This window comes from Gemmata algarum, assembly GCF_034097035.1.
Lineage (GTDB): Bacteria > Planctomycetota > Planctomycetia > Gemmatales > Gemmataceae > Gemmata > Gemmata algarum.
Map to the genome: position 1 here is coordinate 187,182 of NZ_JAXBLV010000189.1, position 25,535 is coordinate 212,716.

The following is a 25,535-nucleotide window of genomic DNA, read 5'->3' on the forward strand; positions in this document are numbered from 1 at the left end:
CCGGGGACGAAACGCGATGACTCGTCGTAACCGAAGCGGCCCGGCCGCCCTCACCCTCTGGGCGTGTGCCCTCGCCCTCGCCGGGGGCTGCGCCCCGGCCGCGCCCAAGACCGTGCCGCTCTCCGGCGTGGTCCGCGTGAACGGGAAGCCGGCGGCGCGGGCCAAGGTGTTTCTCACGCCCCTCGCGCCCTCCGACGGGCGTCCGGTGCTGCCCTCGGCCGAGACCGGGGCGGACGGGACGTTCCGGGTGTCCACGTTCCTCCCCGACGACGGCGCGCCGCCCGGCGAGTACGCGGTCACGGTCCTCTGGCCGACCTACGCCATGAGCGGGAGCGAGGAAGTCGAGGGGCCGGACCGGCTGAAGGGGCGCTACAACAGCGTCCGGAGCCCGGCGGCCACGGTCGCGGTGACCGAAGCGACCCGCGAACTGCCGCCGCTCGACCTGCGGCTGCCCTGATCCCGACTCGTCCCCATTCCACCGCGCCGAGGAACGTCCCATGCGGACCGCCCGCACGCCCTGGTCCCGCGCCGCGACCGCGCTGGTCGCACTGGCCGCGATGCTGTCGCCCGTCGCCGCCGGCGACCCGGCCCCGGTCCGGTCGAAGCAGTCCGGCGCCTGGTCCGCGAAAGAGACCTGGGACGCCGGCCGCGTGCCGGCCGCGGGCGACCGGGTGGTCGTCCGGTCCGGGCACCACGTCGTGTACGACGCCGACTCCAAGGACGTGATCCGGCTGGTGCAGGTCGCCGGGACGCTGGAGTTCGCCCGCGACCGCCGCACCCGGCTGGAGGTGGGCCTGATCACCGTCAGCGCCCGCGAGGAGCCGTCGGAGGAAGGGTTCGATTGCCACGCCGCGCCGGCGGCCCCGGCGCCGGACCGCCCGCGCCCTGCCCTGCTGGTCGGCACGCCCGAGCGGCCGGTCCCGGCCGGGGCGTCCGCGCTCATCCGGCTGCACCACCTCGCGGGCATGGACAAGGACTCGTGCCCGGCCGTCGTCTGCTGCGGGGGCCGCATGGAGTTCCACGGCGCGCCGCTGTCCCGCACGTGGGTCAAGCTGGCGCGGGCGGTCCCGGCCGGCGCGTCCGCGGCCGCCCTCGCCGAGCGGCCGACCGGGTGGGCGGCCGGCGACCGCGTGGTCCTCACGAGCACCCGCCGGCCGGCCGAGGGGGCCGCGCGAGGGTCGTTCGAGGAGGCGTCCCAGACGGAGGTGCGCACGCTGACCGGCGTGGGCGCCGGGGGCGAGGTGCGCCTGGACGCGCCCGTGACGTTCGAGCACCACGCGGACGGGAACTACTGCGGCGAGGTGGCCAACCTGTCGCGGAACGTGGTGGTCGAGTCGGCGGACCCGGCCGGGGTGCGCGGGCACACGATGTACCACCGGCACAGCGCCGGCGGCATCTCGTACGCGGAGTTCCGGCACCTCGGGAAGCGGGGCGTGCTCGGCCGCTACGCGCTGCACTTCCACCTGTGCGGCGACACCATGCGGGGCAGCGCCGTGGTCGGGGCGTCGGTCTGGGACAGCCACAACCGCTGGCTCACCGTCCACGGCACCGAGTACCTCGTGGTCCGGGACGTGGTGGGCTACAAGAGCGTGGGCCACGGCTTCTTCCTCGAAGACGGCACCGAGGTGAACAACGTGTTCGACCGGAACCTCGCGGCCCTCGTGCTGCCGGGCCGGCCGCTGCCGAAGCAACTGCTCCCGTTCGACGCCAACAAGGGGGCCGGGTTCTGGTGGGCGAACTGCCTCAACACGTTCACCGGCAACGTCGCCGCCGACTGCGCCGAGTACGGGTACAAGTTCGAGTGCCGCAAGGGCCCCGACTTCGACCCGGTCCTGCCGGTCCGGCAGCCCGACGGCACGCGCAAACCGCAGGATGTCCGCACCCTCCCCTTCGTGCGGTTCGAGAACAACGAGGCCCACGCCATGCGGTTCTTCGGGCTGAACCTCCGCGGCATCACCCGCCCGGACGGGTTCGGCACGCAGAAAACGTTCTACGCCCTGAACGACGCGCTCCGGGCCGAGGCCGCCGGCGCCCACCCGGACCCGCGGCGGCCGTTCTGGGTCCGGAACTTCCGCGTCTGGGAGAGCAACTGGTCGTTCCACGCGGGCACGAGCGGGGTGTTTCTGGACGGGTTGGACGTGTACCGGGCCGAGTACGGCCTGTGGCGCTCGGTCATGGACCGCCACACGTACAAGAACCTCTCGTTCAAGGAGATCCGGAACAAGGACCTGCACATGCCGTTCAGCATCGGCCCGCCGGCCGAGGACGACGAGACGGGCAAGGAGTACTTCCGGGGCATCCCGGGGTTCGTGGACGACAGCCCGCCGAGCACGGTGATCACGTCCGTCGCTCGCACGGGCGGGCGGGCGCTCGTCCGCGGCACGACGGCGGACAGCACGGCGGTCAAAAAGGTGACCGTGAACGGCCGGGACGCCCGCGCGACACGGGACAACTTCGCCGAGTGGGAGGTCGAACTGGACGCGCCGCCGGGCCGGCTGGTCGTAACGGCCGGGGCCGTCGATCGCGCCGGGAACGTCGAAAAAACGCCGCACGTCGTCCGAGTGGACTGACGGCCACTTGGTGCACCTGTTTACTGCCCGACGGAACCGCCCACCCAGGCTGTTAAAGACTTCCGGTCAGAAGTCCTGAGCGGGCGGCGTGCCGGGCGGCAGGTGCCGGACATGAGAAGGAGGGTTCCGACGGGCCGCCTGCTTAGTGGCCTGAGCCGCGGCGGCGCTCCCGTGGGGCCGGTCGTGCGGGCGGCGGCGCGGGCGCATCGGGCGCCGGCGGTGCAGGCAACTTGGGACGAGATTCCGTGTTCGCGGGGCGGCCGGCGGCCGGGTTATGGGGTAAGTTTGCGGTGTGCGGCGGTCGGAGCGGAGGTCGCCTTGACGCCCCCCCCCAAGCGGGTATAATTCGCAAAGCATCAACGGATTGATGCACCGACCTTTAAGGCTCAGAGGAGTAAAGAGCCACGGCACCAATCGAGCGTCCCCACCCCACCCACGGCGATTCATCCGGCAAGCGTTTAACTCCCTACGCGAGTTAGCCCCCTGACGCCGGTTCGCCACGCTCCACCAGAGGGGTCGAAGGGTAGACTCGACGATCGCCAAGGCCGACCGACCGCGGACCCAGTAACGACTCCGGAATCCCGTTTCTCCCCCGATATCGCGGCTCCCCGGCGACCTTCCGCCGGGGTTCATGCGCGTCGCTGCGGCCGCCCTGGGCAGCACAGCGGTGTCGGGACCGAGCGAACGACAGGCCGGTTATCCGCAGGTGTAACGTGCCGTCCGACCCGGTGGAGCTAACCAAACAGATCAAGGCCGCCAGCGACATTGTCGCTGTCGTCGGCTCGTACATCAACATCGTTCCGGCCGGCAAGATCTTCAAAGCCGTCTGCCCGTTCCACAACGACACCCGCCCGTCCCTCGACGTGGACCCGCACCGCCAGCGGTACAAGTGCTGGTCGTGCGGCGCCCAAGGCGACGTGTTCGCGTTCGTCCAGAACCACGAGAAGGTCGGGTTCCGCGAGGCCCGGGCCATACTCGCGGCGAAAGCCGGAATCAAGCTCGACGAGCAACAGTCCCCGCAGGACCACCACCGCACCCGGCTGCTGGAGGTGATGCGCTGGGCGCAAGCCAAGTACGCCTACCAGTACCTCGAAGGCGACCTGGGCGAAGAGGCCCGCAAGTACATGGGGGCGCGGAAGCTCTCGGGCAAGACCACCCGCGACTTCGGCATCGGCTTCGCGCCCATCAACGGCGACTGGCTCGTGAAGCTGGCCCTCGCCGAAGGGGTCCCGACCGACACGCTCGTCGAGGTCGGGCTGCTCGCGGCCCGCGACGGCCAGCGCGGCTACTACGACCGGTTCCGCGACCGGGTCATGTTCCCGATCAAGGACGTGCGCGGGCAGGTGGTGGGGTTCGGCGGCCGGATCATGCCGAACAACCCGTTGGCCGCCCGCGGACCGAAGTACTACAACTCGGCGGAAACGCCGCTGTTCCACAAGAAGGATCTGCTCTACGGGCTGGACCTCGCCCGCCACGCCAACGCGGGCTACCTCGCGGTCGTGGAGGGCTACACCGACGTGATGATGGCGCACCAGTGCGGGGTGCCGCAGGTGGTCGCCACGATGGGCACAGCGCTCAACCCCCAGCACGTCGCACAGCTCAGCCGCTACGCGCCGAAGGTGGTGCTGCTGTACGACGCCGACGCCGGCGGGTTCGCGGGCGTGGACCGCGCGCTCGAGATGTTCGTCTCGCAGGACGTCGAACTCGCGGTCGCCACCCTGCCCGACGGGCTGGACCCCTGCGACCTGCTGGTGAAGCCCGGCGGGACCGAAACATTTAAAGAGGTACTGACATCCGCCGCGGACGCGTTAGATTTTAAATTGAACAAGCTGCTCGAGCGGGACCCGAACCCGTCGGTCGAAACCAAGCGGCGGATCGCCGACGACATTCTAGGCGTCATGGCGTCCGCGCCCCCGATGCCCGGGGCCGCGGCCCAGATGAAGCGGGAGCTGATCGTCACCCGGATCGCCCACCGGCTCGGCTTCAAGCAGGAAACGATGTGGGTGCGGTTCGGCGAGCTCCGCAAGGACCACGAGCAGAAGCAGCGCGAGGCGCAGCAGAAGGAACAGGACGGGCACCGCGACGGCGGCCGGCCGACCGTCACGGTTCGGCCCGACGCCGTCCTGCCGACGACCGAGCGGCCCCGCGGCGCGTCGAAGGCCGGCCCGGCGGTCGCGGCCGAGCGCCAGCTGGTCGAGCTGCTGCTCAGCGACCCGCTGCTGGTGTCGGTCGCGGCGGCGCGGCTGGCCCCCGACGAGATCACGCACACGGGCCTGCGGCGCATCCTCGCCGAGCTGTACGGGGTGCAGGCGGCGGGCGGCGTGCCCGACCTCGAGAGCCTCCGCGAGCGGCTCGCCGACCGCGAGGACCTGTTCGAGGTGTCCCAGAAGCTCCAGTTCGTCGGCCAGCAGATGCAGGACCGCGAGCAGTGGCTGGCCCGGCTGCTCAAGCGGTTCGCGGAGATGAAGGCCGAGGCCGAGGCCCGCCGGGCCAAGGAGCAGCTCGCGGGCGCGAGCGACGACGAGGCGATCGAACTGCTGCGGCGCATCCAGCAGACGCAGCAGCGGCCCCCCAAGCGGGGCGACGCGGCGGGTGGCCCGCAGCCGGACGCGCCGGCGGCCTGACCGCCCGGCGGCACGAGACACCGGGTTTCGCACACGAGTTGAGAACCACCCGCCGCAACGGCCAAGACGGCCCCGCGCGGACGACCAGTGGGAGGGGTTCGGATGGACTGGAAGAACGACGAGGTTCTCAAGGCGCTGGTCGAGCGTGGCAAGCAGGTCGGGTCGCTCACCTACGACGAGGTGAACACCGCCCTGCCCGAGGGCCGCGACGGCGTCCCCGAGTCCGACCGGCTCGAGCACGTGCTCGAGATCCTCGACGCCAACGGCATCAGCGTCATCGACGAGGACGACGGCGAGGCCGTGGCCGACGCGCCGGTGGCGGCCGACGCCGCCATCGCGGACCCCGAGGCCCCGAGCTACGAGGACTCCGACGGCGACGGCCGGCACATCGACGACCCGGTCCGCATGTACCTCACGCAGATGGGGCAGATCGAGCTCCTGAACCGGAAGCAGGAGGTGTCGCTCGCGATGAAGATCGAGCTGACCCGCCGCCGGTTCCGCCGCAAGGTGCTGGAGTGCGACTACGCCATGCGGCAGGTGGTCGAGACCCTCAAGCGGGTCCACTCCGGCGACCTCCCGTTCGACCGCACCATCAAGGTGTCCCAGACCGAGAACCTCGAAAAGGACAAGATCCTCCAGCGGATGCCGCACAACCTGCGGACCCTCGAGCCGCTGATGGAGGGCAACGTCGAGGACTTCCAGCGGCTCAGCGACGAGCGCACCCCGGGCGACGAGCGGGAGACGATCCGCGAGCGCCTGCGCCTGCGCCGCCGCAAGACCGTCACGCTGGTCGAAGAGCTGTCGATCCGGACCCAGAAGGTCCAGCCGCTCATGAAGAAGCTGGAGCAGATCTCCCAGCGCATGGACGAGCTGGAGGCCGAGATCGAAACCCTGAGCGGCAACCGCACCGCGAAGGAGGAGCGGGCCAACCTGGAGAAAGAGCTCCAGGACCTGATGCTCATCACGCTCGAAGAGCCCGCCAGCCTGCGCCGCCGGGTCGGCATCATGAAGCAGCGGTTCGCCGAGTACGAGCAGGCCAAGCGCGACCTCTCCGGCGGCAACCTGCGGCTGGTGGTGTCGATCGCCAAGAAGTACCGCAACCGCGGGCTCTCCTTCCTCGACCTGATCCAGGAGGGGAACACCGGCCTGATGCGGGCGGTGGACAAGTACGAGCACCGCCGCGGGTTCAAGTTCAGCACCTACGCGACGTGGTGGATCCGGCAGGCCATCACCCGGGCCATCGCGGACCAGGCGCGGACGATCCGCATCCCCGTCCACATGATCGAGACGATGTCGAAGCTCCGCAACGTCTCGAAGCAGTTGCTTCAAGAGCTGGGGCGCGAGCCGACGGTGCAGGAGACGGCGGACGCCGCCAAGATCTCCTACGAGGAGTGCAAGCGGGTCCTGAAGATCAGCCGCCAGCCGATCTCCCTGGACCGGCCGGTGGGCGAGAGCGAGGACTCGTACTTCGGCGACTTCATCGAGGACAACTCGGTCGAGAGCCCGGTGAACGCCGCGACCAACGAGATGCTCAAGGACAAGATCGAGGGCGTGCTGAAGACGCTCACGTACCGCGAGCGCGAGATCATCAAGCTGCGCTACGGGCTCGGCGACGGCTACACCTACACGCTCGAAGAGGTGGGCCGCATCTTCAAGGTGACCCGCGAGCGGGTGCGGCAGATCGAGGCGAAGGCCGTCCGCAAGCTCCAGCACCCGGTGCGGAGCCGCCAGCTCGAAGGCTTCCTCGACGGGCTGAAGAACGTCAAGACGTGAGGAAATTAGGAGTATTCACCGCAGAGGGCGCGAGAGGGCGCAGAGAATGACCAAAGAGCGTGAGGGCGTCTCTGCTCTTTTGATCTTTCTCTGCGCCCTCTCGCGCCCTCTGCGGTGAATACTCTTCGGCCTCTGCCGCTCTACAATGCCCCTAAAGGGGATTCGCATGTCGTCCGTTACTTCCGCGCTCCGCGAGTGTCACCGGCTCCGCGTCCACCTCCGCAACCTCCAGGCCGAGATCGACCGCGGGCCGCGCGTCCTCAAGGGCTACCAGGACGACCTCGACGCCGCGCGCCAGGCCCACAAGGAGCACCACGACGGCATCACCAAGCTGAAGCTGAAACAGCGCGAGGACGAGGGGGCGCTCAAGCAGACCGAGGCTCGCCTCGCCAAAATCGAGGAGCAACTGCCCGGGCTGACGGTCCAGAAGGAGTACACCGCGAAGCAGCACGAGATCGAGATGGCCCGCACCAAGAAGGGCGAACTCGAAGACGCGATCCTTGCGACCATCACCGAACTCGAAGAGAAGACCGCCGCGGTCCCCGCCGTCGAGCAAGCCTGGGCACAGGCGCAGGCCGACTTCAAGCAGCTCCAGATCGAGGCCGCGGAGCGGGTCGCGGGGATGAAGGCGGACCAGGTGGCGTGTACCGCGGAACTGGCAAAGATCGAAGCGACCCTGCCACCGAACGTCAAAAAGACCTACGACTCGATCGTCAAGGTGAAGGGGGCGGACGCCTTCGCCGCGGCCAAGGCCCGCGTGTGCCAGGGGTGCCGGCTCAGCATCACCGAGGGGCAGTTCCTGGAACTCACCCAGGGCACGTTTCGCACCTGCGGGAGCTGCGGTAAGATGCTGTACCCGGTGGAGTAACCGTAGTCGGCGTTTGGTGCCGCTTGCGTCGTGTTTCGCTCGCCCGGGGCGCGGGCGGCTTCAAACGTCCAGTACCGCACACCGAACGTCAGCTTTATGAAGTGGCAGTACACGACCGCTCAGTTCATCACCAGCGGGTTGGGCGACGAGTCCGGCGCGGGCGACCTCGAAACCGCCCTCAACCAGCTCGGCGCCGACGGGTGGGAACTGGTCTCGACCACCCTGTACCACAACCTCGAGGCGCAACAGGACGTGGTTCTGCTCGTGTTCAAGCGCCCCGCCGCGTAGCCGCGCCGGCCGGCATCAATCGTCGGACTGCTCCGCGCGCCAAGCCACCACCGCGTCGTCGAGCGCTTCGTGGATCGCACTCAGCCCGCCGCGGAAGTCGTCCGGGATACGCGCCTCGTACCCGCGCCCGTCGGCGAGCGGGCGTACCACGCGGAAGTAGCGGCCCGTGTCGTGGGTGCCCGCAGCGTTCGAGCGGGCCAGCCGCACGCTCAGCACCTTCACATCCCCGACCCGGTTCAGCGCCAGTCCGGTCACGTTGGCGTACATCACCTGCGCGATCACCACATCCTCGCCGCCGACCCGCTCGACGAACTGGAACCGGTCTTCGCCGACCACGAACCGCTTCCGGCGCACAAGCAACCGGATGCCGAGGAAGAGGAAAAACGCGCCCAACGGGCCGATCGCCGTCCCGAAAATCAGTGTGAACGACGGCGGATCATTCCGCGCGGCCGCGCGGAGAAGCCACACAAGGAGCACGGCCCCGGCGATCGTGAGGAACAGCCCGAACAACAGGCAAACAAGAACGAGCCCGGTGGACGTCTCGAACACGGTACCATCGACCGGTTCGGGAGGTTGGTCGATCGGATCGCTCATGAACGTTCCCTTGGGTGTCTCGGGTTCCGCACGCCGCCATCCTAGCAAAACCGGACGCAACCTCCGGGAGCGGGCGAACACGGGCCGGCGCGTCACCCCGCCATTTTCCTGGTCGATTAATACCGCTTGCAAGGATTTGTGTACCGGCGTATACTGCCAAAAAGACCGGGGAAACCCGGCTTTGGTAGGCAAATTTGGCCGGTCGGGTACCATGCCGGTATGCTCCGCGAAGTATCCGTCCAAAATCTGGCGCTGATTGAAGACGTGCGGGTCGAACTGCACGCGGGGTTCTGCGCGTGGACCGGCGAGACCGGGGCCGGCAAGTCGCTGCTCCTCGGCGCCCTCGGGCTGCTGCTCGGCGAGCGCGGCAGCGCCGACCTGATCCGCACCGGGGCGGACGAGCTGCGCGTCACCGGGCGGTTCGAGTTGACCCGACCGGAGCAGCGCGAGGCCGCGTCCCAGGCCCTCCAAACGGCCGTCGAAGAGGACGACCTCATCCTCACCCGCCGGCTCTCCCGGTCGGGCCGCAGCTCGGCCCTCGTGAACGACGTGCCCGTCGCCGTTTCGACCCTCCGGCGGATCGGCGAAATGCTGGTGGACGTTCACGGCCAGCGCGAGAGCTACTCGCTCCTCCAGCCCGCGTACCAGCTCGAACTGCTCGACGCGTTCGGCCGCCTCACCGACCTGCGCAAGAAGTACCTCGAAAAAGCGGAGAAGGTGCGCGAGCTGCGGTCGCAGTTCAAGAACCTGGCCGACGCGCGGGCGGCGCGCCAGCGCGAGCTGGCGCTGGTCCGGTTCGAGCGCGAAGACCTCAACGCCGCGAAGCTCACGCCGGGCGAGCTGCCGGCCCTCGTGAAAGAGCGCGAGCGGCTCGTTCACGCCCAGAGCCTCGCCCAGTTCACGAGCGGGGTCGCGGCGCGCCTCGTGGACAACGACGGGGCCGTTTCGGAAGTGGTGAGCCGCCTGATTAAAGAGGCGCACAAGTGGGCGTCGTTCGACCCGAAGCTCGCGGAGGTGAGCGAGCGGCTGAACGCGCTGCGCCCGGAGATCGACGACCTCGCCGACACGTGCCGCGACCTCGCCGAGCGCTTCGAGGCCGACCCCGAGCGGCTGGGCGAGGTCGAAAAACGCATCGGGCTGCTGAAGAAGCTCCAAACCCGCTACGGCAAGACGCCCGACGAGCTCCTCGCGTACCGCGACACCCTCGACGAAAAGGAAGCGGAACTTCAGGAGCAGGAAGACAACCTGAGCGGAATCGACGGCCACCTCCGCGCCGCCTACGCCGAAATGCGCGACGCCGCCAACGTCCTGAGTAAGGGCCGGGCCAAGGTGGCGAAGAAGCTCGCGGGGGACGCACAAAAGCACCTCGCCGACCTCGGCATGCCCAAGGCCAAGCTCGACGCCGTCATTGAACTCATCAGCCTGCCGGACGACCCGATGGCGGGCGACATCCCGGCGTTCGGCATCGATCAGCTGGAACTGATCCTGATGGCCAACCCGGGGGAGCCGGCCCGGCCGCTCCGGAAGGTGGCGAGCGGCGGTGAGCTGTCCCGCACCATGCTGGCGCTCAAAACGGTGCTGGCGGCGCACGACCCGGTGCGCACGCTGGTGGTGTTCGACGAGATCGACTCGAACGTCGGCGGCCGGCTCGGGGACATGCTCGGCCAGAAGCTCTCGACGCTGGGCCAGTCGCACCAGGTGCTGTGCGTCACACACTTGCCGCAAGTGGCGAGCTACGCCGGGTACCAGTGGACCATCCGGAAGGAGTCCACCACGAAGCGCACCGCCACCACGATCACCCCCCTGCTGACCGACGAATCCCGGGTGGAAGAGCTGGCGATCATGCTGCGGGGCGAGTCGCGCAGCGAAACGACCCGCAAGGAGGCGGCGGAAATGCTCAACGCGGCCAAGCTCTTGCGGGCTGGATAGAGACAGGGAAGAGGTTAGCCGCAAAGGAGACAGGAAGCAGAAGAGTATTGGCCGCAAAAAAGCACAAAGGGCACAAAAGAAAACCGAAGAAGAAAGGCAGCTTGGCCACAAAAAAGCACAAAGGGCACAAAAGAAAACCGAAGAAGAAAACAACAGAGTGTGTTTAAAACACTGCTCTAGTTTTGGTCTTTGCTTTCCTTTTGTGCCCTTTGTGCTTTTTTGTGGCCAACCCTCTTCTGTCTTTGCGGCCAATACTCTTCTGCTTCTTTGCGGCCAAACTCGGCCTTACTCCGGCACGGTCAGCACTTTGATCTTCGGTTCGCCGTCGCACATCGGCACCACCGTCGCGAGAAGCGTTTGCGTGTGCTTCTCCTTCATGTGCGCTTCGATCCCGGGAATGCCCTTGAAGCTCTCGTACATGATGTACGTGGTCGGGTCTTCCGTATCGCGGTTCAGAACGTAAGCCACGCACCCCGCCTCTTTGCGCGTGGCGGCCAGGCACGGAACGAACGCCTCTTCGAACTTCTTCTCGTTCCCGGCCTTGACCTTGAAGGTCACCAGGATCGCAAACGTCTTCTTCTCGTCTTTCAGCTTCGACTTGAGCATCTTCACGATGGGAAGCTCTTCGTCGGCCGCGTTCGTGCGGGTGCCGGCAGTGAGAAGAAGCGTAAGGGGGGCCGCAAACATCAAGGCGCGCAGCATGGGTAAAAATCCTCCGTGTCAGAGAACCGGGCGCCGCTATCGAACCACACTGCGGCGCGCATTGCACGCCGAAAAACTGCGGTTGCGAGGGGCCGGCGGTTCGGAGACAATTCCTCCCCACAAGCTGGGAAGGGATTTCCGGATGCGCCGCCTGAACATCGCCGTTCTCGACGAAGAACTACCGTTCCCACTCACGTCCGGGAAACGGATCCGAACCTTCAACCTGCTCGCGCGGCTCGCCCCGCGCCACAACGTGACGGTGCTGTGCCACCGCAACCCCGACCGCGACGAGGCGCTGGCCGCGGAAGAAGCGTTCCGCGACGCGGGCATCGAAACGGTCGTCGTGGACCGAGCGGTCCCGTCGAAGTCCGGCCCGGGGTTCTACGCGCGGCTCGCGGGCAACTTGCTCTCCCCCCTGCCCTACTCCGTCAGCACGCACACCTCGCCCGCGCTCGCGGAAGCGGCCCGCGCGTTCGACGCGGAGCGAGACGTTGACGTGTGGCACTGCGAGTGGACCCCGTACGCCCAGGTGCTGCGCGCCGCCCTCGGCCCGAAGCTGGGAGCGGCCCGGTGGACCGTGATGGCCCACAACGTCGAATCGCTCATCTGGCGGCGGTACGCCGAAACTGCCGAGAACCCGATGAAGCGGTGGTACATCCGCCGGCAGTTGCGGAAGTTCGAGCGGTTCGAGCGCTGGGCCTACGCCGCCGCCACGACCGCCGTCGCGGTCAGCCGCGAGGACGCCGCGCTCATGCGCGCGGAGTTCGGCGGTAGGCGGGTGCGGGTGGTGGAGAACGGCGTCGATGTCGCGTACTTCCGGCCGCAGCGCGACGTCGAGCGCACCCCGGCACAGATGCTCTTCATGGGCAGCCTCGACTGGCGCCCCAACCAGGACGCCGCGGCCCAGTTGCTCACACACATCCTGCCGGCGGTCCGGGCAGAGGTGCCGCACGCGACGGCCGTTCTCGTGGGCCGCCGCCCGCCCGAATGGCTCCGGGCGCTGGCGGCCGACACGCCCGGGGCGGAACTGCACGCGGACGTTCCCGACGTGCGACCCTTCCTCGCCCGGTGCGAGTTCCTCACCGTCCCGCTGCGGATCGGCGGTGGCTCGCGGCTCAAAATCCTCGAAGCGTTGGCCACGGGCACGCCCGTCGTCAGCACCCGCGTCGGGGCGGAGGGGCTGGAACTCGAACCGAATCGCGACCTGCTCGTCGCGGAAACGCCGGAAGGAATGGTGAACGCGACGCTCGCCGCGATCCGCGCCGGCGACCAACTCCAGGACACCGCCGAGAGCGGTCGGCAGCGGGTGCTGGCGCGTTACTCGTGGGAGTTGCTCGCCGAGCGGCTCGACGACGTCTGGACTTCAGCCGTCCGCCAGCCCGCCTATGTTGGGTCCTGAGCCGCGATTTCACAAGAATCGACCTGCCGACCCGAACGCCCGCGATTGTAACATTTCGATTCCGCACAACGGCCCGACAGTCTCACTCGTCTGAATGGTGACATCAACCCGCCCCGAACTTCGGGGCGCGTCGCGTTAATCTCCGTTCTCGAAGGAAGCTCCCATGTCGAAGGCGAAGTGGCTGGTGTGGGCGGCGCCGGTGGCGGGCGCGGTGGGTCTGGGCGTGTGCGTGGACCAGTGGCTCAGCGCCGCCGGGGAGGCGAAGCAGGACCTGAAGCCGGCGGTGACGCTGCCGATCAGCCGGGTGGTGCTGTTCAACAGCGGGGTCGGGTACTTCTCCCGGTCCGGCGAGGTAGAGGGTGACGCGCGGGTAGACCTGACGTTCCCGGAGGGGGACGTGAACGACCTGCTCAAGAGCATGGTGCTGGAGGACTTCAGCGGCACCGGGCGGGTGAGCGCGGTGAGCTACGACAGCCGGGAGCCGATCGCCCGCACCCTCAGCTCGTTCGCCATTAACCTGACCGGGAGCCCGACGCTGGCGGGCATCCTGGGGCAGTTGCGCGGGGAGCGGGTGGAGGTGGCGGTGAGCGCCACCGCGGCGAACCAGCCGGGCAAGCTGTCCGGCACCATCGTGGGGATCGAGAAGCAGCGGGTGCCGGCGGGCACCCAGGTGCTCGACGCCGAGGTGCTGAACCTGTGGTGCGCGGAGGGCATGCGGGCGGTGAAGCTGGGGGACGTGCAGACGCTGCGGTTCAGCAACCCGGTGCTCGAGTCCGAGTTCCGCCGCGCGCTGGACGTATTGGCGCTGTCGCACGACAGCCAGAAGAAGGCGGTGAGCCTGCACTTCGCGGGGGACGGGCGGCGGCGGGTGCAGGTGGGGTACGTGACCGAGGCCCCGATCTGGAAGACCAGCTACCGGCTGCTGCTGGACGCGGGCCACAAGGAGAAGCCGTACCTGCAGGGCTGGGCGATGGTGGAGAACCCGACCGACGAGGACTGGGCCGGGGTCAAGATGGCGCTGGTGTCGGGCCGCCCCATCAGCTTCAAGATGGACCTGTACAACCCGCTGTACGTCAACCGCCCCACCGTCGAGCCTGAACTCTTCGCCTCCCTCCGACCCGTCACGTACTCCGGCGGGTTCAAGGATAGCAACGGCCTCGCGCACAACGGCCCCGCGGATGCCAAGGCTGCCAAGCCGATGATCGCAGCCGCTCCAGCGGCCCCGCCCGGTTCCGGCGGGTTCGGTGGCGGCGGGTTCGGTGGTCCCGGCGGCGGGCCTGAAAGCCGAATGCGACTGGCCGACACCGACGAAAAACGAGATGCCGCCGACCGCAAGCGATACGCCAACGACTTCGGCCGCGAACTCGCGAGCAAGATGAACCAGGGCGTAGTGGGCAACGCGGCCACGTCGGGCGCGCTGGGGGACTTCTTCCAGTACACGATCGACCACCCGGTGACGCTGCCGCGGCAGAAGAGCGCGCTGTTGCCGATCGTGGGCAAGGAGGTGGAGGGCGCGCGGGTGAGCATCTACAACCCGGCGGTGCAGGCCAAGCACCCGCTCCTGGGGCTGCGGTTCAAGAACACGTCGGGGGCGCACCTGAACCAGGGGCCGGTGACGGTGTTCGAGGGGAGCGTGTACGCCGGCGACACCCGGGTGCTGGACGTGCAGCCGAACGAGGAGCGGCTGGTGAGCTACGCCATCGACCTGGGCACCGAGGTGGACCCCACGGCCGGGGCCGGCAAGCAGCAGATCACCCGCGTCACGGCGGTCAAGGGGATCGTCCACACGGTCACCCAGGTGACCGAGGAGAAGACGTACCGGATCGCCAACCGGGGCACCACCGACCGCACCGTGCTGATCGAGCACCCGAACCGCACCGCCCAGCAGGTGAAACTGGTGGACACCCCCAAGCCGGTCGACGACACCCCCGAGGTGCTCCGGTTCCAGGCCGCCGTGGCCGCCGGGCGGACGGCCACGTTCACCGTCAAGGAGCAGCGCGACGTTGCCACCACCGTCGCCCTGAGCAACGGGGCCGAGGACCAGATCCGGTACTTCCTGAGCCTCAACGAGGCCACGCCAGCGCTCAAGAAGAAGTTGGCCGAGGCGCTCCAGATCAAGGACGGGTGGGACGGGGCGGCGCGGGACCTGCGGCAGGTGCAGGAGGAGCTGCGGCGGCTCACCGCGGACCAGGACCGGATCCGCAAGAACCTGCGCGAGACCCCGAAGGAGGCCGAGGTGTACGCCACGTACCTGAAGAAGCTGTCCGACCAGGAGAAGGAGATCGACGCGCTGACCGCCAAGGAGAAGCAGCACACCGCCGCCGAGTTCGCCGCCCGCAAGAAGTACGAGGACTACCTCGCCAACATCTCCGACTGACGCAACGCATCACAGATACAAGATTCTAATATATCACCAATATCAATTTAAAACGTGTGATATCAACTATCACAACCGAGGCGACCTGACTGACACCCTTCACCCGGCCATCGCGGTCGGGTATTGTTCTTTTGCGCCCTCACCTCACTGTGGAGCTGCTGCCAATGTCCTCTCCCGACCGTCGCGCGTTCATTGCCGGCTCTGCGGCATCCGCGCTCGCATTCGGTGCCCCGGCCGTTCAAGCTCGCGGCGCGAATGAGAAGATCAACATCGGCCTCATCGGCAGCGGTAACCGCGGCCGTACCATCGCGACCGAGTGCGTCAAGGCGGGCCACCACGTCGTCGCGGTCGCGGACGTGGCGAAGTTCCGGCACGAGTTTATCATCGGCGAGTTGGCAAAAGTGAGGGGCGCGAAGCCCGAAGTGTACGACGACTACCGCAAACTGCTCGAGCACAAGGGGCTGGACGCAGTCATCATCGCGACGCCGGACCACCACCACAAGGAGCAACTCGTCGCCGCAATGGCCGCGGACAAGCACGCCTACTGCGAGAAGCCGCTCAGCCACACCATCGAGCAGGGCAAGGAGATGGTGGCAGCGGTGCGCAAGGCGAAGAAGGTGGTGCAGGTCGGTAACCAGCGCCACAGCGGTGAGCACTGGGTGCGGTGCAAGGAGGCCATCAACTCGAAGGACTTCGGCGACCTCGTGTGGGTGAAGGTCTGGGACTGCCGCAACTGGCTCAAGCGCGACCCGTTCGCCCCGCCGAAGACCTTCGACGCCGAGCAGATTCGAGGCGTGAACTGGGCGGCGTTCCTGGGCACCGCCAAGAAGGTCGCGTTCGACCCGGTCCGCTACTGGGCGTGGCGGTGGTACTGGGACTACGCGGGCGGGTTGCTCACCGACATCGGCGCGCACCAGCTCGACATCGTCCAGTGGCTCGGCGGCGTGGACGCGCCCGTGAGCGTGACCGCGAACGGAGGCACGTACCACTTCAAACACTGGGAAACGCCGGACGTGGTTCACGGCGTATGGGACTACGGCAAGTTCGTGGCGACGTTCGCGGTGGAGTTCGTGAACGGTTACGACGGCGTGGGCGCGACGTTCTACGGCACCAAGCAAACGCTCCACTGCGATGCGGACGCGGGCGGCGCTATCAAGTTGTTCGACACCATCGACAAGTTCGTGCCCACGATGAAGCCTAAGGCCGAGTGGAAGGTGGAGAACGAAACGCCGCTGCACGTCCGCAACTGGCTGAACGCGGTGAAGGACAACAAGGACCCGAGTTCGCCGATCGAGCTGGGGCACAAGGTCATCACCGCGGCGCACCTCGCGAACATCTCGTACCGCACCGGGAAGAAGGTGGTGTGGGACGCGAAGAAGGAGCAGATCGTGAGCGGGTGAACCATCAGCGCAGGTGCGGCGTCTGCTCCTCGCCTTCTCCATGTGGAGAGGGCGACCCTACAACCTCTGCGTGCCCTGATGTCCGACGAAGCGGCGTTCCTCGAAGCGCTAAAGACGAACCCCGCCGACGACACCGTGCGGCTGGTGTACGCCGACTGGCTCGACGAGCGCGACCAGCCCGACAAGGCGCAGTACCTGCGGGCGGTCACGGACCTCGCGCGCCTGCCCGGCGGTACGCCTGCATTCACCGACGCGGCAACGCAACTGTATACCGCCAGCGTTCGCACGGATGAAAGCTGGCGCAGGGCGGCCGGGGCGCGGTTTGATGTGCGGCTCGACCGATACAGCCCATCGCACAAGATACAGGCCATTAAAATCATTCGTGAGCGCACAGGCCTCAGCCTGAGTGAGGCGAAGGCGCTGGCCGAGTCGGTGCCCACACCACTGTTTTCGTGGCTCCCGTTTGAAACAGCACTCCCGCACGTGCTCGCATTTGACATGGGCCGTTACAAGCGCGGGTTGCCCATCGCGGTCAGCGTGCGACCGACCGCGTGGCCGGAGGGTGCCCCGGGCGCAGTGTTTGATGTGCTGATCTGCGCGTTGTGTCCGGAAGCCGACGGTGAAAATCATCATGTGGTCCAGTTCACCGCTCGTGCACTTAATCTTGGTTACGATGAAGCGGCCGCCCGCCTTCGTACCTTGCCACTGGTAGTAGGATGCGGAATTCACCCGGCGGCGGTGGCCGATTTCGTCCGCCGGATGAGGGCCGCCTGCAACTTCCGCCGCGCGCTGCCCACAGACGCCATTCGCGTTGTGCCGCGGGTTCCAGCACCGGAGGCGTGTTCGTGACCACCGTACCCGAAGAGGCGGCGTTCCTCGAAGCGCTCAAAGCGAACCCAGCGGACGACACCGTGCGGCTCGTGTACGCCGACTGGCTCGATGAACACAACGAGCCGCAAAAGGCCGAGTACCTGCGGTTGGTCGCCGCCCTCGCTCAGGGCCAAAGCGATATTGAACGAACTTCTCCCCAAGCAACGAGCGTGTGTGAACTCGGAAAAACGCTACCCATCGAGTGGAAAGAAGCGGCAGCAGGTCGATTTGATTTGGTGCTATTTAGCTTCAACGACAAAGTGCAAGGCATCAAGCGTATTCGCCGAGTCTTTAACCTTGGACTTTCTTGTGCCAAGGGGGTCATCGAGTCTGCACCGAATCGCCTTGCCGTTTTTACTCCCTTCGATTCTGTTGTGGCTCTTCTTGATCAGCTTGCGGACAACAGCGGGATGACTTTAGCAGTCTGCGGGTGTGAGCACCCCGGCGATCCTCCGGCCACGTTATTTCAAGTGGTCGCCGAATTCAAACCCCGCGAGTGGAACTACCCTCCTAACCCTCAAGAACGAGACCCACAGTACGACAAGAGAGTTCGTGCGTCTCTCACTCGCTTTGTTGCTGCGGCCCTCGAAATCCACCAAGACGACGCTCGCGAGAGAGTCGCAGCAATGGCTCACATACCCGAAGATAACTGCTACGCGACTTGTTTCATACTTGCTGACGGAGTTCCACTTTACGAAGCTCAGCGACTCGTGTCACGCTACACAACTTTCCTCCCAGCCAGCGGTTTCGAGGCCGACTGCTACACTACCGGGCGAACCGGCACAAACACCTAACTCCCACAATCTCCCATGTTCATCTTCGAGAAAGCTCCCTTCCCCTCCTGCCACGCCTCCAGCCTTGTGGAGCACGAGCCGGGTAAACTCATGGCCACTTGGTTCGGCGGCAAGGCCGAAGGCGCCAAGGACGTTGAGATCTGGGCCAGCACTTTCGACGGCAAGAAATGGTCCGAGCCGAAGGTGTTCGGCACCGAGCCCGGCCAACCGTGCTGGAATCCGGTGCTGTTCAAGTCTGCAAAGGGAACGCTGTTCCTCTGGTACAAGGCCGGACCGAAGCCCGACAACTGGACCGGATACGTCCGCACATCCGCCGACAACGGCAAGACGTGGACGAAGCCGGAAATGATGCCGAGTACGTTCATGGGGCCGGTGCGGGCGAAGCCGATTCAACTCGCGAACGGCACGATTCTCGCTGGGACCTCCTGGGAGAGCTACCGGAACTGGGTTCCGTTCGTGGACCGTTCCACCGATGAGGGCAAAACCTGGAAGCGCTCGAACCCGTTCCCGGTGCCGGAGAAGTTCAACCAGATCCAGCCCGCACTCTTTGAAGCGAAGGACGGGAAGATCGTAGTGTTGATGCGGTCGCGGAACCCGCTCACCGTCTGCCGGTCGGAGTCGAAGGACGGCGGCGAGACCTTCTCTCCGGCCGAAGAGACCTCTCTCGCCAACCCGAGTTCCGGTATCGACTGTGTGCGGACACAAGAGGGCGACGTGTTCCTGATCTACAACCCGACCTCGGTGCTTCGTACACCCATCAGCCTCGCCCGCTCGACCGACGACGGTAAGACCTGGAAGAAGGTCGCGGACCTCGAAACCGAACCCGGAGAGTTCTCGTACCCGGCCATCATCGAATCATCGGCGGGTACGCTGGAGATCACATACACGTGGAAACGAACACACATCAAGCACCAGAGCGTCGATCCGAAGAAGCTCCGGAGCTGACCACCGTCCGCATCCTTCCGTCCCGGGAGGTGGAGGCCGAGTTGGTGATCCTCCGCGGGCTCGCAAAGGTGATGGACGAGGCCGTCACCGTTCCGAACACGAACGTGAAGGTCGGGCTCGATGCGCTACTCGGGCTGATCCCCGGCGTGGGTGACATCGGCAGCGCCGCGGTGGGGGCGTACATCCTCCGCGCCGCGGCCCGGCTCAACGTGCCGACTGTCATTATTGCCCGGATGCTGATGAATTTGCTGATCGATGCGGCGCTCGGCATCGTGCCGTTCATCGGGGATTTCCTCGACGTGCTGTACAAAGCGAACGCCAAGAACGCCCGGTTGGTGGTGGAGGCGGTCGAGAACCGCGGCGCCGCCACACGCGGCAGCTGGCTCAAGCTGATCGGGGCGTTCACGGTTTTCGTCCTGATCGTTGGGGGCGGGATCGTGGGCACGGTGTTCGCGCTAAAAGCCCTCTGGAACGCGCTGTAGGCCTCACCCGCGCACCCGCGGGCGGCGCGTTCTCCGCCTCCCTGGGCGCCGCGACTCAAATTTTCCCTATAATATCGAGCGGTTTTGGGGCGGTGCTCGTCACCTGTAACCGCCTCTCGCCGCCCGCCCGCCGCGCCTGTCGCGCGGCCCCGCGCGCGGCCCACTCCCTCGTAAAATGAGCGACCAACCGGGCGCCCACGCGGAGCCGGGCAAGGGCCACCATCAGTCGTTCTGGCTGTGGGTGATGTGCCTGACCGGCGTCGATTACTTCTCCACCCTCGGCTACCAGCCCTCAATCGCCTACGAGAACGCCGGGTTGCTCGCCCCGCTGGCGACGATCGTGCTCGTGCTCGTCACTCTGTTCGGCGCGCTGCCGGTGTACTGGTACGTGTGCGGGCGGTCGCACACCGGGCAGGGCTCCATCGGGATGCTGGCGAAGCTCGTTTCCGGGTGGGGCGGCAAGATCCTCGTCCTCACGCTCCTCGGCTTCGCCGCCACCGACTTCGTCATCACCAAAACGCTGTCCGCCGCGGACGCCGCGGTCCACCTGATCACCAACCCGCACTGGCCGCTGTCCGTCGACGACGACGCCGAGAAGACGCGCCAGACGATCTACGTCACGTCGTTCATGCTCGTCCTGTTGGGCGCGTTCTTCCTCCGCGGGTTCCGCGAGGTGATCGGCCTGGCGGTGGTCATCGTCGGCGTGTACCTGGTGCTCAGCGCGGCCGTGGTCGGTGCCGGCGTGGAGCACCTGATCGAGCACCCGGAGCGGCTCGAACAACTGGCCCACCGCATTCGGGCGGGCGAGTGGTTCCTCAAGGAGTCCGAGCGCCCGCTCGCGGGGACCGGGCTGTTCACCGTCGTGGCCATCAGTCTGCTCATCTTCCCGAAACTCGCACTCGGCCTTTCCGGATTTGAAACCGGCGTCGCGGTGATGCCACTGGTCAAAGGGTCCGACTCCGACGACCCGCACGAGCCGAAGGCGCGCATCGCGAACACGCGCAAGCTGCTGGTGACGGCCGCCCTCATCATGTCCGTGTACCTGATCTGCTCGTCGGTGGTGGTCGCCTGCCTGATCCCCCCGGAGCACCTCACGAAGGCGGACGCGCACGGCGCCGAGCGGCACGGGGTCGCCGATAAGGAGCTGAAGGCGAAGGACCGGGCGTTGGCGTACCTGGCGCACGGCGAGAACCCGGACGGCAAGCTGCTCCCGTTCTTCGGCGAGTGGTTCGGCACCGCCTACGACCTCTCGACGGTCGTGATCCTGTGGTTCGCCGGGGCCAGCGCGATGGCCGGCCTGCTGAACCTCGTCCCGCAGTACCTGCCGAAATACGGGATGGCGCCGGAGTGGGCGCGGGCCACGCGCCCGCTGGTGCTGCTGTTCACGGTCGTCAACCTGGTGGTCACGCTCATCTTCCGGGCCAGCGTGGACGCACAGAGCGCCGCCTACGCTACCGGGGTGCTTGTACTCATCACCAGCGCCTGCACCGCGAGCGTCATTGATATCTGGGACCGGCGCGAGGGCCGGTGGTACCGGCGCCTGTGCTGGCCGTTCGTGCTTATCACCATCGTGTTCATCTACACAACGATCGCGAACGTCTATGAGAAGCCAGACGGCATCAAGATCGCGGCCTTCTTCATCCTGGCGATCCTGGTGACCTCGTTCTGGTCGCGGTACGCGCGGAGCCGGGAGTTGCGGTTCGCCGGGTTCAAGATCGCGGACGCCGAGAGCCGGCTCATGTGGGACACGATCCGCGACCTGGAGTTGTCGGTCCTAGTGCCGCACCGCCCCGGGCGCCGCAGCCTGGCAAACAAGGAGGCGCAGATCCGGCGCGAGCACCGCATCCCGCGCGACCTCATCATCGTGTTCGTGGAGGTGGAACTGGCCGACACCAGCGATTTCGTAAACGAGCCGGTCCTTCAGGTCATGCAAGAAGAAGGCCGGTACGTGGTGAAGATCTCCGGCGCCGCCTCGATCGCGCACACCCTGGCGGCCCTCGCGCTGGAAATGGCCAAGATCGGGCGCCCGCCCGAGGTCCACTTCGGGTGGACGGACGACAGCCCGGTGTCCGGAACGCTCGGCTTCCTGCTGTTCGGTGAGGGCAACGTGCCGTGGATGGTGCGCGACCTGATCCGCCGGGCACAGCCCGACGAGAGCAAGCGCCCGCTCATTATCATCGCCGGCACGGCGTAGGTACCGCGTCGGGTGACGCGCGACTGCCAAGTCGCGTTTCACCCGATGTCACATTTCGTTAACGACGCAGGCCGTGAGCCGCCTCATTGGCGGGAACAGTCACACTCTGGAAATCGCGGTGGTGCCACGAATTGCGCCGCGCAGAACTCGTCACCGAAGACCTCGGCACGCGCCGCCAACGAACAAGCAAGGCACTTGCGTAGAAACACAGAACCAGAAAGTTCGGGTAGACAGGCAGCCCGCACAACCCCTACACTTTCAGTCTTACGCCCGCTGCCCTTCGCCGCATGGATGCGCACAGGGATGAATCTCGTTCACCTCACCGCCAGTACCTTTTTCGGCGGCCCCGAGCGTCAGATGCTCGGGCTCGCGCTGGCCCTACCCGATACCGTGCGCACCACGTTTGCCACCTTTCCTGAAGGTGGCCGCGGCACCGCGTTCCTTGACGAGGTCCGCAAGCACGGGTTCCCCGTCGCACCACTCAAGGCCGACTTCCCGCGCGTGTTCTCGGCCGTCCGTGAGGTGACCGAACTGCTCCGCGCGACCGCCTGCGACGTGCTCATCTGCCACGGCTATAAGGCGCACGTGCTGGGCCGGCTCGCGGCGCGGCGGGTCGGGATCCCGGCCGTTGCGGTGTCGCGCGGGTGGACCGCCGAGACGCGAAAGGTCAAAGCCTACGAGTGGATCGACCGCCGGCACATGCCGCTGATGGACCACGTCATCTGCGTGTCCGAAGGGCAGGCGGGGAAGGTTCGCCGCTGGTGCCGCGTGCCGGCCGATCGCCTGAGCGTCATTCGCAACAGCGCCCGGCTCGGCGCGTTCGAGAACGCGGACCCACAAGCCCGCGAGCGGTTGCTCGGCTTCTTCCCGGCCGGCGGCCCGGTTTCGCAAGTGGTGCTCGGCGCCGGTCGGTTCAGCCCGGAGAAGGGGTTCGGCGTGCTCGTTGAAGCGGCGCACGCGATCTGCCGCGAGCACCCGAACGCCGGCGTGGTCTTATTCGGCGAAGGGCCGCTCCGGGGCGAACTCGAACGTCGCATCGCGGAACTCGGCCTCACGGGCCGCGTGGCGCTCCCGGGGTTCCGGACCGACCTCGACGCCCTCATCGGCGGCGCGGACGTGGTCGTTCTGCCGTCGTTCACCGAGGGTTTGCCGAACGTCGCGCTCGAAGCCAGTGCCGCCGGCGTCCCGGTGGTCGCGACCGCCGTCGGCGGAACGCCCGAAGCGATCGCCGACACCGTGAACGGTTTTTTGGTTCCGCCCGGCGATCCCGGCGCGATCGCCGCGAAAGTCGGTGAGTTGCTCCGCGACCGGTCGCTGCGGTCCCGGTTCGGTGACGCCGGCCGCGCCCGGATGCGCGACCTGTTCACCTTCCAGGCCCAGGCCGACGCCTACCTGCGCCTGCTCCGCGCCCTCACTCTTCGCCCGACACCTGTTGAAGTTGCAGCCTGATTCGATTCGAGGAGGACAAGGATGTCCGCTCTGCTCGCACCGCGCCTTATGTTCCCCGTCACCGCACCCGCACCCGCGACCGAACCGGTCCGCGTGTGCTTCATGATCGACCGGCTGAGTCGGGCCGGGACCGAAACGCAACTGCTCGCGCTGATCCGGTCGCTGGACCGCTCGCGGGTGCAGCCGACGCTCGTCCTGCTCGACGGCGAGGACGATCTCTCGCGCGGCTTGGAGCCGGCCGACTGCCCCGTCGTGCGGCTGGGCGTGCGGAAGCTCGCCAGCGCGAACGCGCTCGCGGCCGCACGTCGGCTCCGCACGTTCTGGCAGCAGTGCCGTCCGGAAATCCTTCAGGTGTACTTCACAGATTCGGCTTACTTTGGCGCACCGCTGGCCAAGATGTGTGGGATTCGTAAAGTTTTGCGCGTCAGGAACAATCTGGGCTACTGGCTGACTCGCCGCCACCGCCTGCTCGGAAAACTGGTGCGTCCGTTCGTGGACCTCACACTCACCAACACCGACGCCGGAAAGCAAGCGCTCGTCGCGCACGACGGGGCCGCCCCGGACGATGTCGCCGTTCTGGAGAACGGCGTGGACACGTCGCGCTTCAAGCGGTTCATGCTCCCCGACACCTCGAAGAAGCTCGTGAAGGTCGGGTGCGTGGCCAACCTGCGCACCGTCAAGAACATTGACGGGCTGATGCGCACGGCCAAAGCGGCGCTGGCGAAGCACCCGCAGCTCGTGTTCGAGGTGGCCGGGGAGGGCGAGCAGCGCGCGCAACTCGAACGGCTGCACGCGGACCTGGGCCTGGGCAACCGGTTCGTCCTTCGGGGCTCCGTGTCCGACGTGCCCGGCTTCCTGCGCGGCGTCGATATCGCGGTGCTGCCGTCGCACTCCGAGGGGATGTCGAACGCGCTGCTCGAGTACATGGCCGCCGGCCGCGCGGTGATCGCCACGGACGTGGGCGCGAACGCCCAACTGCTCGACGACGGCCGGTGCGGCGTGGTCGTCCCACCCGGGGACGAGGCCGCAATCGTCAGCGCGATCGGCGCGCTGCTCGCGAACCCGCTGCAAGCGGCGGGGTACGGCGCCGCGGCGCGGCGACGGGTGGCCGCGGAGTACAGCCGCGAGGCCATGACCAAGCGGTTCGAGGCTTATTACCGCAACCTCGTCAGCCGCCCCGCGTAAGTTACTTCGGTTTCCACTCGGCGGCCCACGTCCCCACGCCGCCGAGCAGTTCCTTCGCGTTACCGCCGTCGATGTCGCTGACCCACAGCGCGGGTAGCTGGCCCTTCTCGGACCGCACGTAGCTGAGCGACTTACCGTCCGGCGACCACCGCGCCAGCGTGTGCTCGTGCTTCGACGTGATGACCTTCGGGTCGCTCCCGTCGGCCCGCATCACCGCGACCTGAAGCTTACCGTCAACGATTTCCGCGAACGAAATGAAATTCCCGTCCGGGGACCACAGCGGGTACCTAGCCCCGTAGTTGTTCGCGCTCTTCGTGAGTTGCTTCTTGTTCTTGCCGTCGGCGCCGATCACGAAGACCTGCCACCCGCCGTCCGCGCCCAGCGTCATGAACGCGAGCTGCTGACCGTTCGGAGCCCACGCCGCGTCTAAGCCACCCTTCTTATCGGTGAGTTCGGCCAGTTCTTTACCCTCCGCGGTCGCCGTGTAGATCGCGTAGCGGCCCGGAAAATAGCCGAACGAGAGCTTCTTCCCGTCGGGCGACCATGAGGCGTGGCGGCACAAGACGGTCCCGTCGGTGAGCCGGCTCACCTTGCCGGTCGCGACCTCGACGGCCATGACCTGCTCGATTCCGTTCTGCCGACCGGTGAACGCGATCCGCTTGCCGTCGGGCGACCATCGCAGGCTCGTGCAGCCGCCGCACTTCCTGGTGAGTTGCTCGGGCTCGGTGCCGTCGGCGTTCATCAGCCACACGTCCGGTTCGCCGGCACGGTCCGAGGTGAACGCGAGCCGCTTCCCGTCGGGCGACCAGACCGGTTCGGTGTCGCTTGCCGTGTTGTCGGTGAGCCGTCTGGCCGCGCCGGTGCTCGCCTGCACGAGGTAGATTTCCCAGTTCCCGTTCGTGTTACTCGTAACGGCCAGCAGCCCCCGCGTCGGTCCCGCTTTCGGCACAGGGGCGGTCGAGAGCGCGGCCCCGATGGTCAGAGAGCAGAGCAACCCGGCCAAGGCGAACCGCATGGCGAAGAACTCCCGGAGCGGAAGACGTGGGAGCGACGGCGGTACCGGGCGCTACCGGGACGAGATGTTAACCGGAC

Annotated in this window: 20 protein-coding genes; 17 read left to right on the forward strand and 3 right to left on the reverse strand. The window is 67.1% G+C overall.

All coding sequences use genetic code 11. The annotated features are described in order from the left end of the window. Positions 1-16: 16 nt before the first annotated feature. The 6 genes from R5W23_RS19000 to R5W23_RS19025 all read left to right on the forward strand — a co-directional run bounded on the left by R5W23_RS19000 (position 17) and on the right by R5W23_RS19025 (position 8,123). Positions 17-457, forward strand: a complete 441-nt coding sequence (locus tag R5W23_RS19000) for a peptidase associated/transthyretin-like domain-containing protein (protein ID WP_320687645.1) — start codon at positions 17-19, stop codon at positions 455-457. A gap of 40 nt (positions 458-497) precedes the next feature. Beyond that, a complete protein-coding gene (locus R5W23_RS19005) occupies positions 498-2,570 on the forward strand; it encodes a G8 domain-containing protein (RefSeq protein WP_320687646.1) in 2,073 nt (690 codons plus the stop codon). Between the two features lie 713 nt (positions 2,571-3,283). Continuing rightward, positions 3,284-5,194: a DNA primase gene (dnaG, locus tag R5W23_RS19010; protein ID WP_320687647.1), complete on the forward strand. Its 1,911-nt coding sequence runs from the start codon at positions 3,284-3,286 to the stop codon at positions 5,192-5,194. Between the two features lie 102 nt (positions 5,195-5,296). Continuing rightward, entirely contained in the window at positions 5,297-6,967 is a 1,671-nt protein-coding gene (gene rpoD, locus R5W23_RS19015; RefSeq protein WP_261185816.1) for an RNA polymerase sigma factor RpoD, read from the forward strand. A gap of 166 nt (positions 6,968-7,133) precedes the next feature. Further along, positions 7,134-7,835 (forward strand): zinc ribbon domain-containing protein, encoded by a 702-nt coding sequence (locus tag R5W23_RS19020; protein ID WP_320687648.1) that lies wholly within the window; start codon positions 7,134-7,136, stop codon positions 7,833-7,835. A gap of 30 nt (positions 7,836-7,865) precedes the next feature. Beyond that, entirely contained in the window at positions 7,866-8,123 is a 258-nt protein-coding gene (locus tag R5W23_RS19025; RefSeq protein ID WP_261185818.1) for a DUF4177 domain-containing protein, read from the forward strand. A 15-nt stretch (positions 8,124-8,138) separates the two neighbouring features. On the opposite strand, the gene R5W23_RS19030 is transcribed toward R5W23_RS19025, so the two are convergent. Next, positions 8,139-8,717, reverse strand: coding sequence for a hypothetical protein (locus R5W23_RS19030; protein WP_320687649.1), 579 nt, complete (start codon positions 8,715-8,717; stop codon positions 8,139-8,141). Positions 8,718-8,936: 219 nt separating this feature from the next. Between R5W23_RS19030 and recN the strand changes: the two genes are divergently transcribed. Beyond that, positions 8,937-10,646, forward strand: a complete 1,710-nt coding sequence (gene recN / locus R5W23_RS19035) for a DNA repair protein RecN (protein ID WP_320687650.1) — start codon at positions 8,937-8,939, stop codon at positions 10,644-10,646. Between the two features lie 285 nt (positions 10,647-10,931). On the opposite strand, the gene R5W23_RS19040 is transcribed toward recN, so the two are convergent. Then, positions 10,932-11,348 carry a putative quinol monooxygenase gene (locus R5W23_RS19040; protein ID WP_320687651.1) on the reverse strand — a complete coding sequence of 139 codons (417 nt, stop codon included), beginning with the start codon at positions 11,346-11,348 and terminating at the stop codon, positions 10,932-10,934. Positions 11,349-11,490: 142 nt separating this feature from the next. Here R5W23_RS19040 and R5W23_RS19045 point away from each other — a divergent pair, with 142 nt between their 5' ends. The 10 genes from R5W23_RS19045 to R5W23_RS19090 all read left to right on the forward strand — a co-directional run bounded on the left by R5W23_RS19045 (position 11,491) and on the right by R5W23_RS19090 (position 24,443). Then, positions 11,491-12,747 carry a glycosyltransferase family 4 protein gene (locus R5W23_RS19045; RefSeq protein WP_320687652.1) on the forward strand — a complete coding sequence of 419 codons (1,257 nt, stop codon included), beginning with the start codon at positions 11,491-11,493 and terminating at the stop codon, positions 12,745-12,747. A gap of 163 nt (positions 12,748-12,910) precedes the next feature. Further along, positions 12,911-15,124: a DUF4139 domain-containing protein gene (locus R5W23_RS19050; RefSeq protein WP_320687653.1), complete on the forward strand. Its 2,214-nt coding sequence runs from the start codon at positions 12,911-12,913 to the stop codon at positions 15,122-15,124. Between the two features lie 164 nt (positions 15,125-15,288). Next, positions 15,289-16,524: a Gfo/Idh/MocA family protein gene (locus R5W23_RS19055; RefSeq protein ID WP_320687654.1), complete on the forward strand. Its 1,236-nt coding sequence runs from the start codon at positions 15,289-15,291 to the stop codon at positions 16,522-16,524. 78 nt (positions 16,525-16,602) lie between these two features. Next, the gene (locus R5W23_RS19060) at positions 16,603-17,373 is read left to right on the forward strand and encodes a ribosomal protein L7/L12 (protein WP_320687655.1); all 771 of its coding nucleotides are present in this window, start codon (positions 16,603-16,605) and stop codon (positions 17,371-17,373) included. Continuing rightward, positions 17,370-18,188 (forward strand): TIGR02996 domain-containing protein, encoded by an 819-nt coding sequence (locus tag R5W23_RS19065; protein ID WP_320687656.1) that lies wholly within the window; start codon positions 17,370-17,372, stop codon positions 18,186-18,188. Before R5W23_RS19060 ends, R5W23_RS19065 begins: the two co-directional genes overlap by 4 nt. Positions 18,189-18,278: 90 nt before the next feature. Next, positions 18,279-19,133 carry a sialidase family protein gene (locus R5W23_RS19070; protein WP_261185829.1) on the forward strand — a complete coding sequence of 285 codons (855 nt, stop codon included), beginning with the start codon at positions 18,279-18,281 and terminating at the stop codon, positions 19,131-19,133. A gap of 44 nt (positions 19,134-19,177) precedes the next feature. Beyond that, the gene (locus R5W23_RS19075) at positions 19,178-19,615 is read left to right on the forward strand and encodes a DUF4112 domain-containing protein (RefSeq protein ID WP_320687677.1); all 438 of its coding nucleotides are present in this window, start codon (positions 19,178-19,180) and stop codon (positions 19,613-19,615) included. Positions 19,616-19,790: 175 nt separating this feature from the next. After that, entirely contained in the window at positions 19,791-21,809 is a 2,019-nt protein-coding gene (locus tag R5W23_RS19080; protein WP_320687657.1) for an APC family permease, read from the forward strand. Positions 21,810-22,112: 303 nt separating this feature from the next. After that, positions 22,113-23,258, forward strand: a complete 1,146-nt coding sequence (locus R5W23_RS19085; RefSeq protein WP_320687658.1) for a glycosyltransferase — start codon at positions 22,113-22,115, stop codon at positions 23,256-23,258. A 21-nt stretch (positions 23,259-23,279) separates the two neighbouring features. Next, entirely contained in the window at positions 23,280-24,443 is a 1,164-nt protein-coding gene (locus R5W23_RS19090) for a glycosyltransferase (protein WP_261185832.1), read from the forward strand. A 1-nt stretch (position 24,444) separates the two neighbouring features. Here the strand turns inward: R5W23_RS19090 and R5W23_RS19095 are convergent, their stop codons facing one another. Continuing rightward, positions 24,445-25,458, reverse strand: coding sequence for a hypothetical protein (locus tag R5W23_RS19095; RefSeq protein ID WP_320687659.1), 1,014 nt, complete (start codon positions 25,456-25,458; stop codon positions 24,445-24,447). Between the last annotated feature and the right edge of the window lie 77 nt (positions 25,459-25,535).

Coding starts and splice junctions, on each gene's coding strand:
- R5W23_RS19000 (WP_320687645.1), top strand. CDS start 17: ATGACTCGTCGTAACCGAAGCGGCCCGGCCGCCCTCACCCTCTGGGCG.
- R5W23_RS19005 (WP_320687646.1), top strand. CDS start 498: ATGCGGACCGCCCGCACGCCCTGGTCCCGCGCCGCGACCGCGCTGGTC.
- rpoD (WP_261185816.1), top strand. CDS start 5,297: ATGGACTGGAAGAACGACGAGGTTCTCAAGGCGCTGGTCGAGCGTGGC.
- R5W23_RS19020 (WP_320687648.1), top strand. CDS start 7,134: ATGTCGTCCGTTACTTCCGCGCTCCGCGAGTGTCACCGGCTCCGCGTC.
- R5W23_RS19030 (WP_320687649.1), bottom strand. CDS start 8,717: ATGAGCGATCCGATCGACCAACCTCCCGAACCGGTCGATGGTACCGTG.
- recN (WP_320687650.1), top strand. CDS start 8,937: ATGCTCCGCGAAGTATCCGTCCAAAATCTGGCGCTGATTGAAGACGTG.
- R5W23_RS19040 (WP_320687651.1), bottom strand. CDS start 11,348: ATGCTGCGCGCCTTGATGTTTGCGGCCCCCCTTACGCTTCTTCTCACT.
- R5W23_RS19045 (WP_320687652.1), top strand. CDS start 11,491: ATGCGCCGCCTGAACATCGCCGTTCTCGACGAAGAACTACCGTTCCCA.
- R5W23_RS19050 (WP_320687653.1), top strand. CDS start 12,911: ATGTCGAAGGCGAAGTGGCTGGTGTGGGCGGCGCCGGTGGCGGGCGCG.
- R5W23_RS19055 (WP_320687654.1), top strand. CDS start 15,289: ATGTCCTCTCCCGACCGTCGCGCGTTCATTGCCGGCTCTGCGGCATCC.
- R5W23_RS19060 (WP_320687655.1), top strand. CDS start 16,603: ATGTCCGACGAAGCGGCGTTCCTCGAAGCGCTAAAGACGAACCCCGCC.
- R5W23_RS19070 (WP_261185829.1), top strand. CDS start 18,279: ATGGCCACTTGGTTCGGCGGCAAGGCCGAAGGCGCCAAGGACGTTGAG.
- R5W23_RS19080 (WP_320687657.1), top strand. CDS start 19,791: ATGAGCGACCAACCGGGCGCCCACGCGGAGCCGGGCAAGGGCCACCAT.
- R5W23_RS19085 (WP_320687658.1), top strand. CDS start 22,113: ATGAATCTCGTTCACCTCACCGCCAGTACCTTTTTCGGCGGCCCCGAG.
- R5W23_RS19090 (WP_261185832.1), top strand. CDS start 23,280: ATGTCCGCTCTGCTCGCACCGCGCCTTATGTTCCCCGTCACCGCACCC.
- R5W23_RS19095 (WP_320687659.1), bottom strand. CDS start 25,458: ATGCGGTTCGCCTTGGCCGGGTTGCTCTGCTCTCTGACCATCGGGGCC.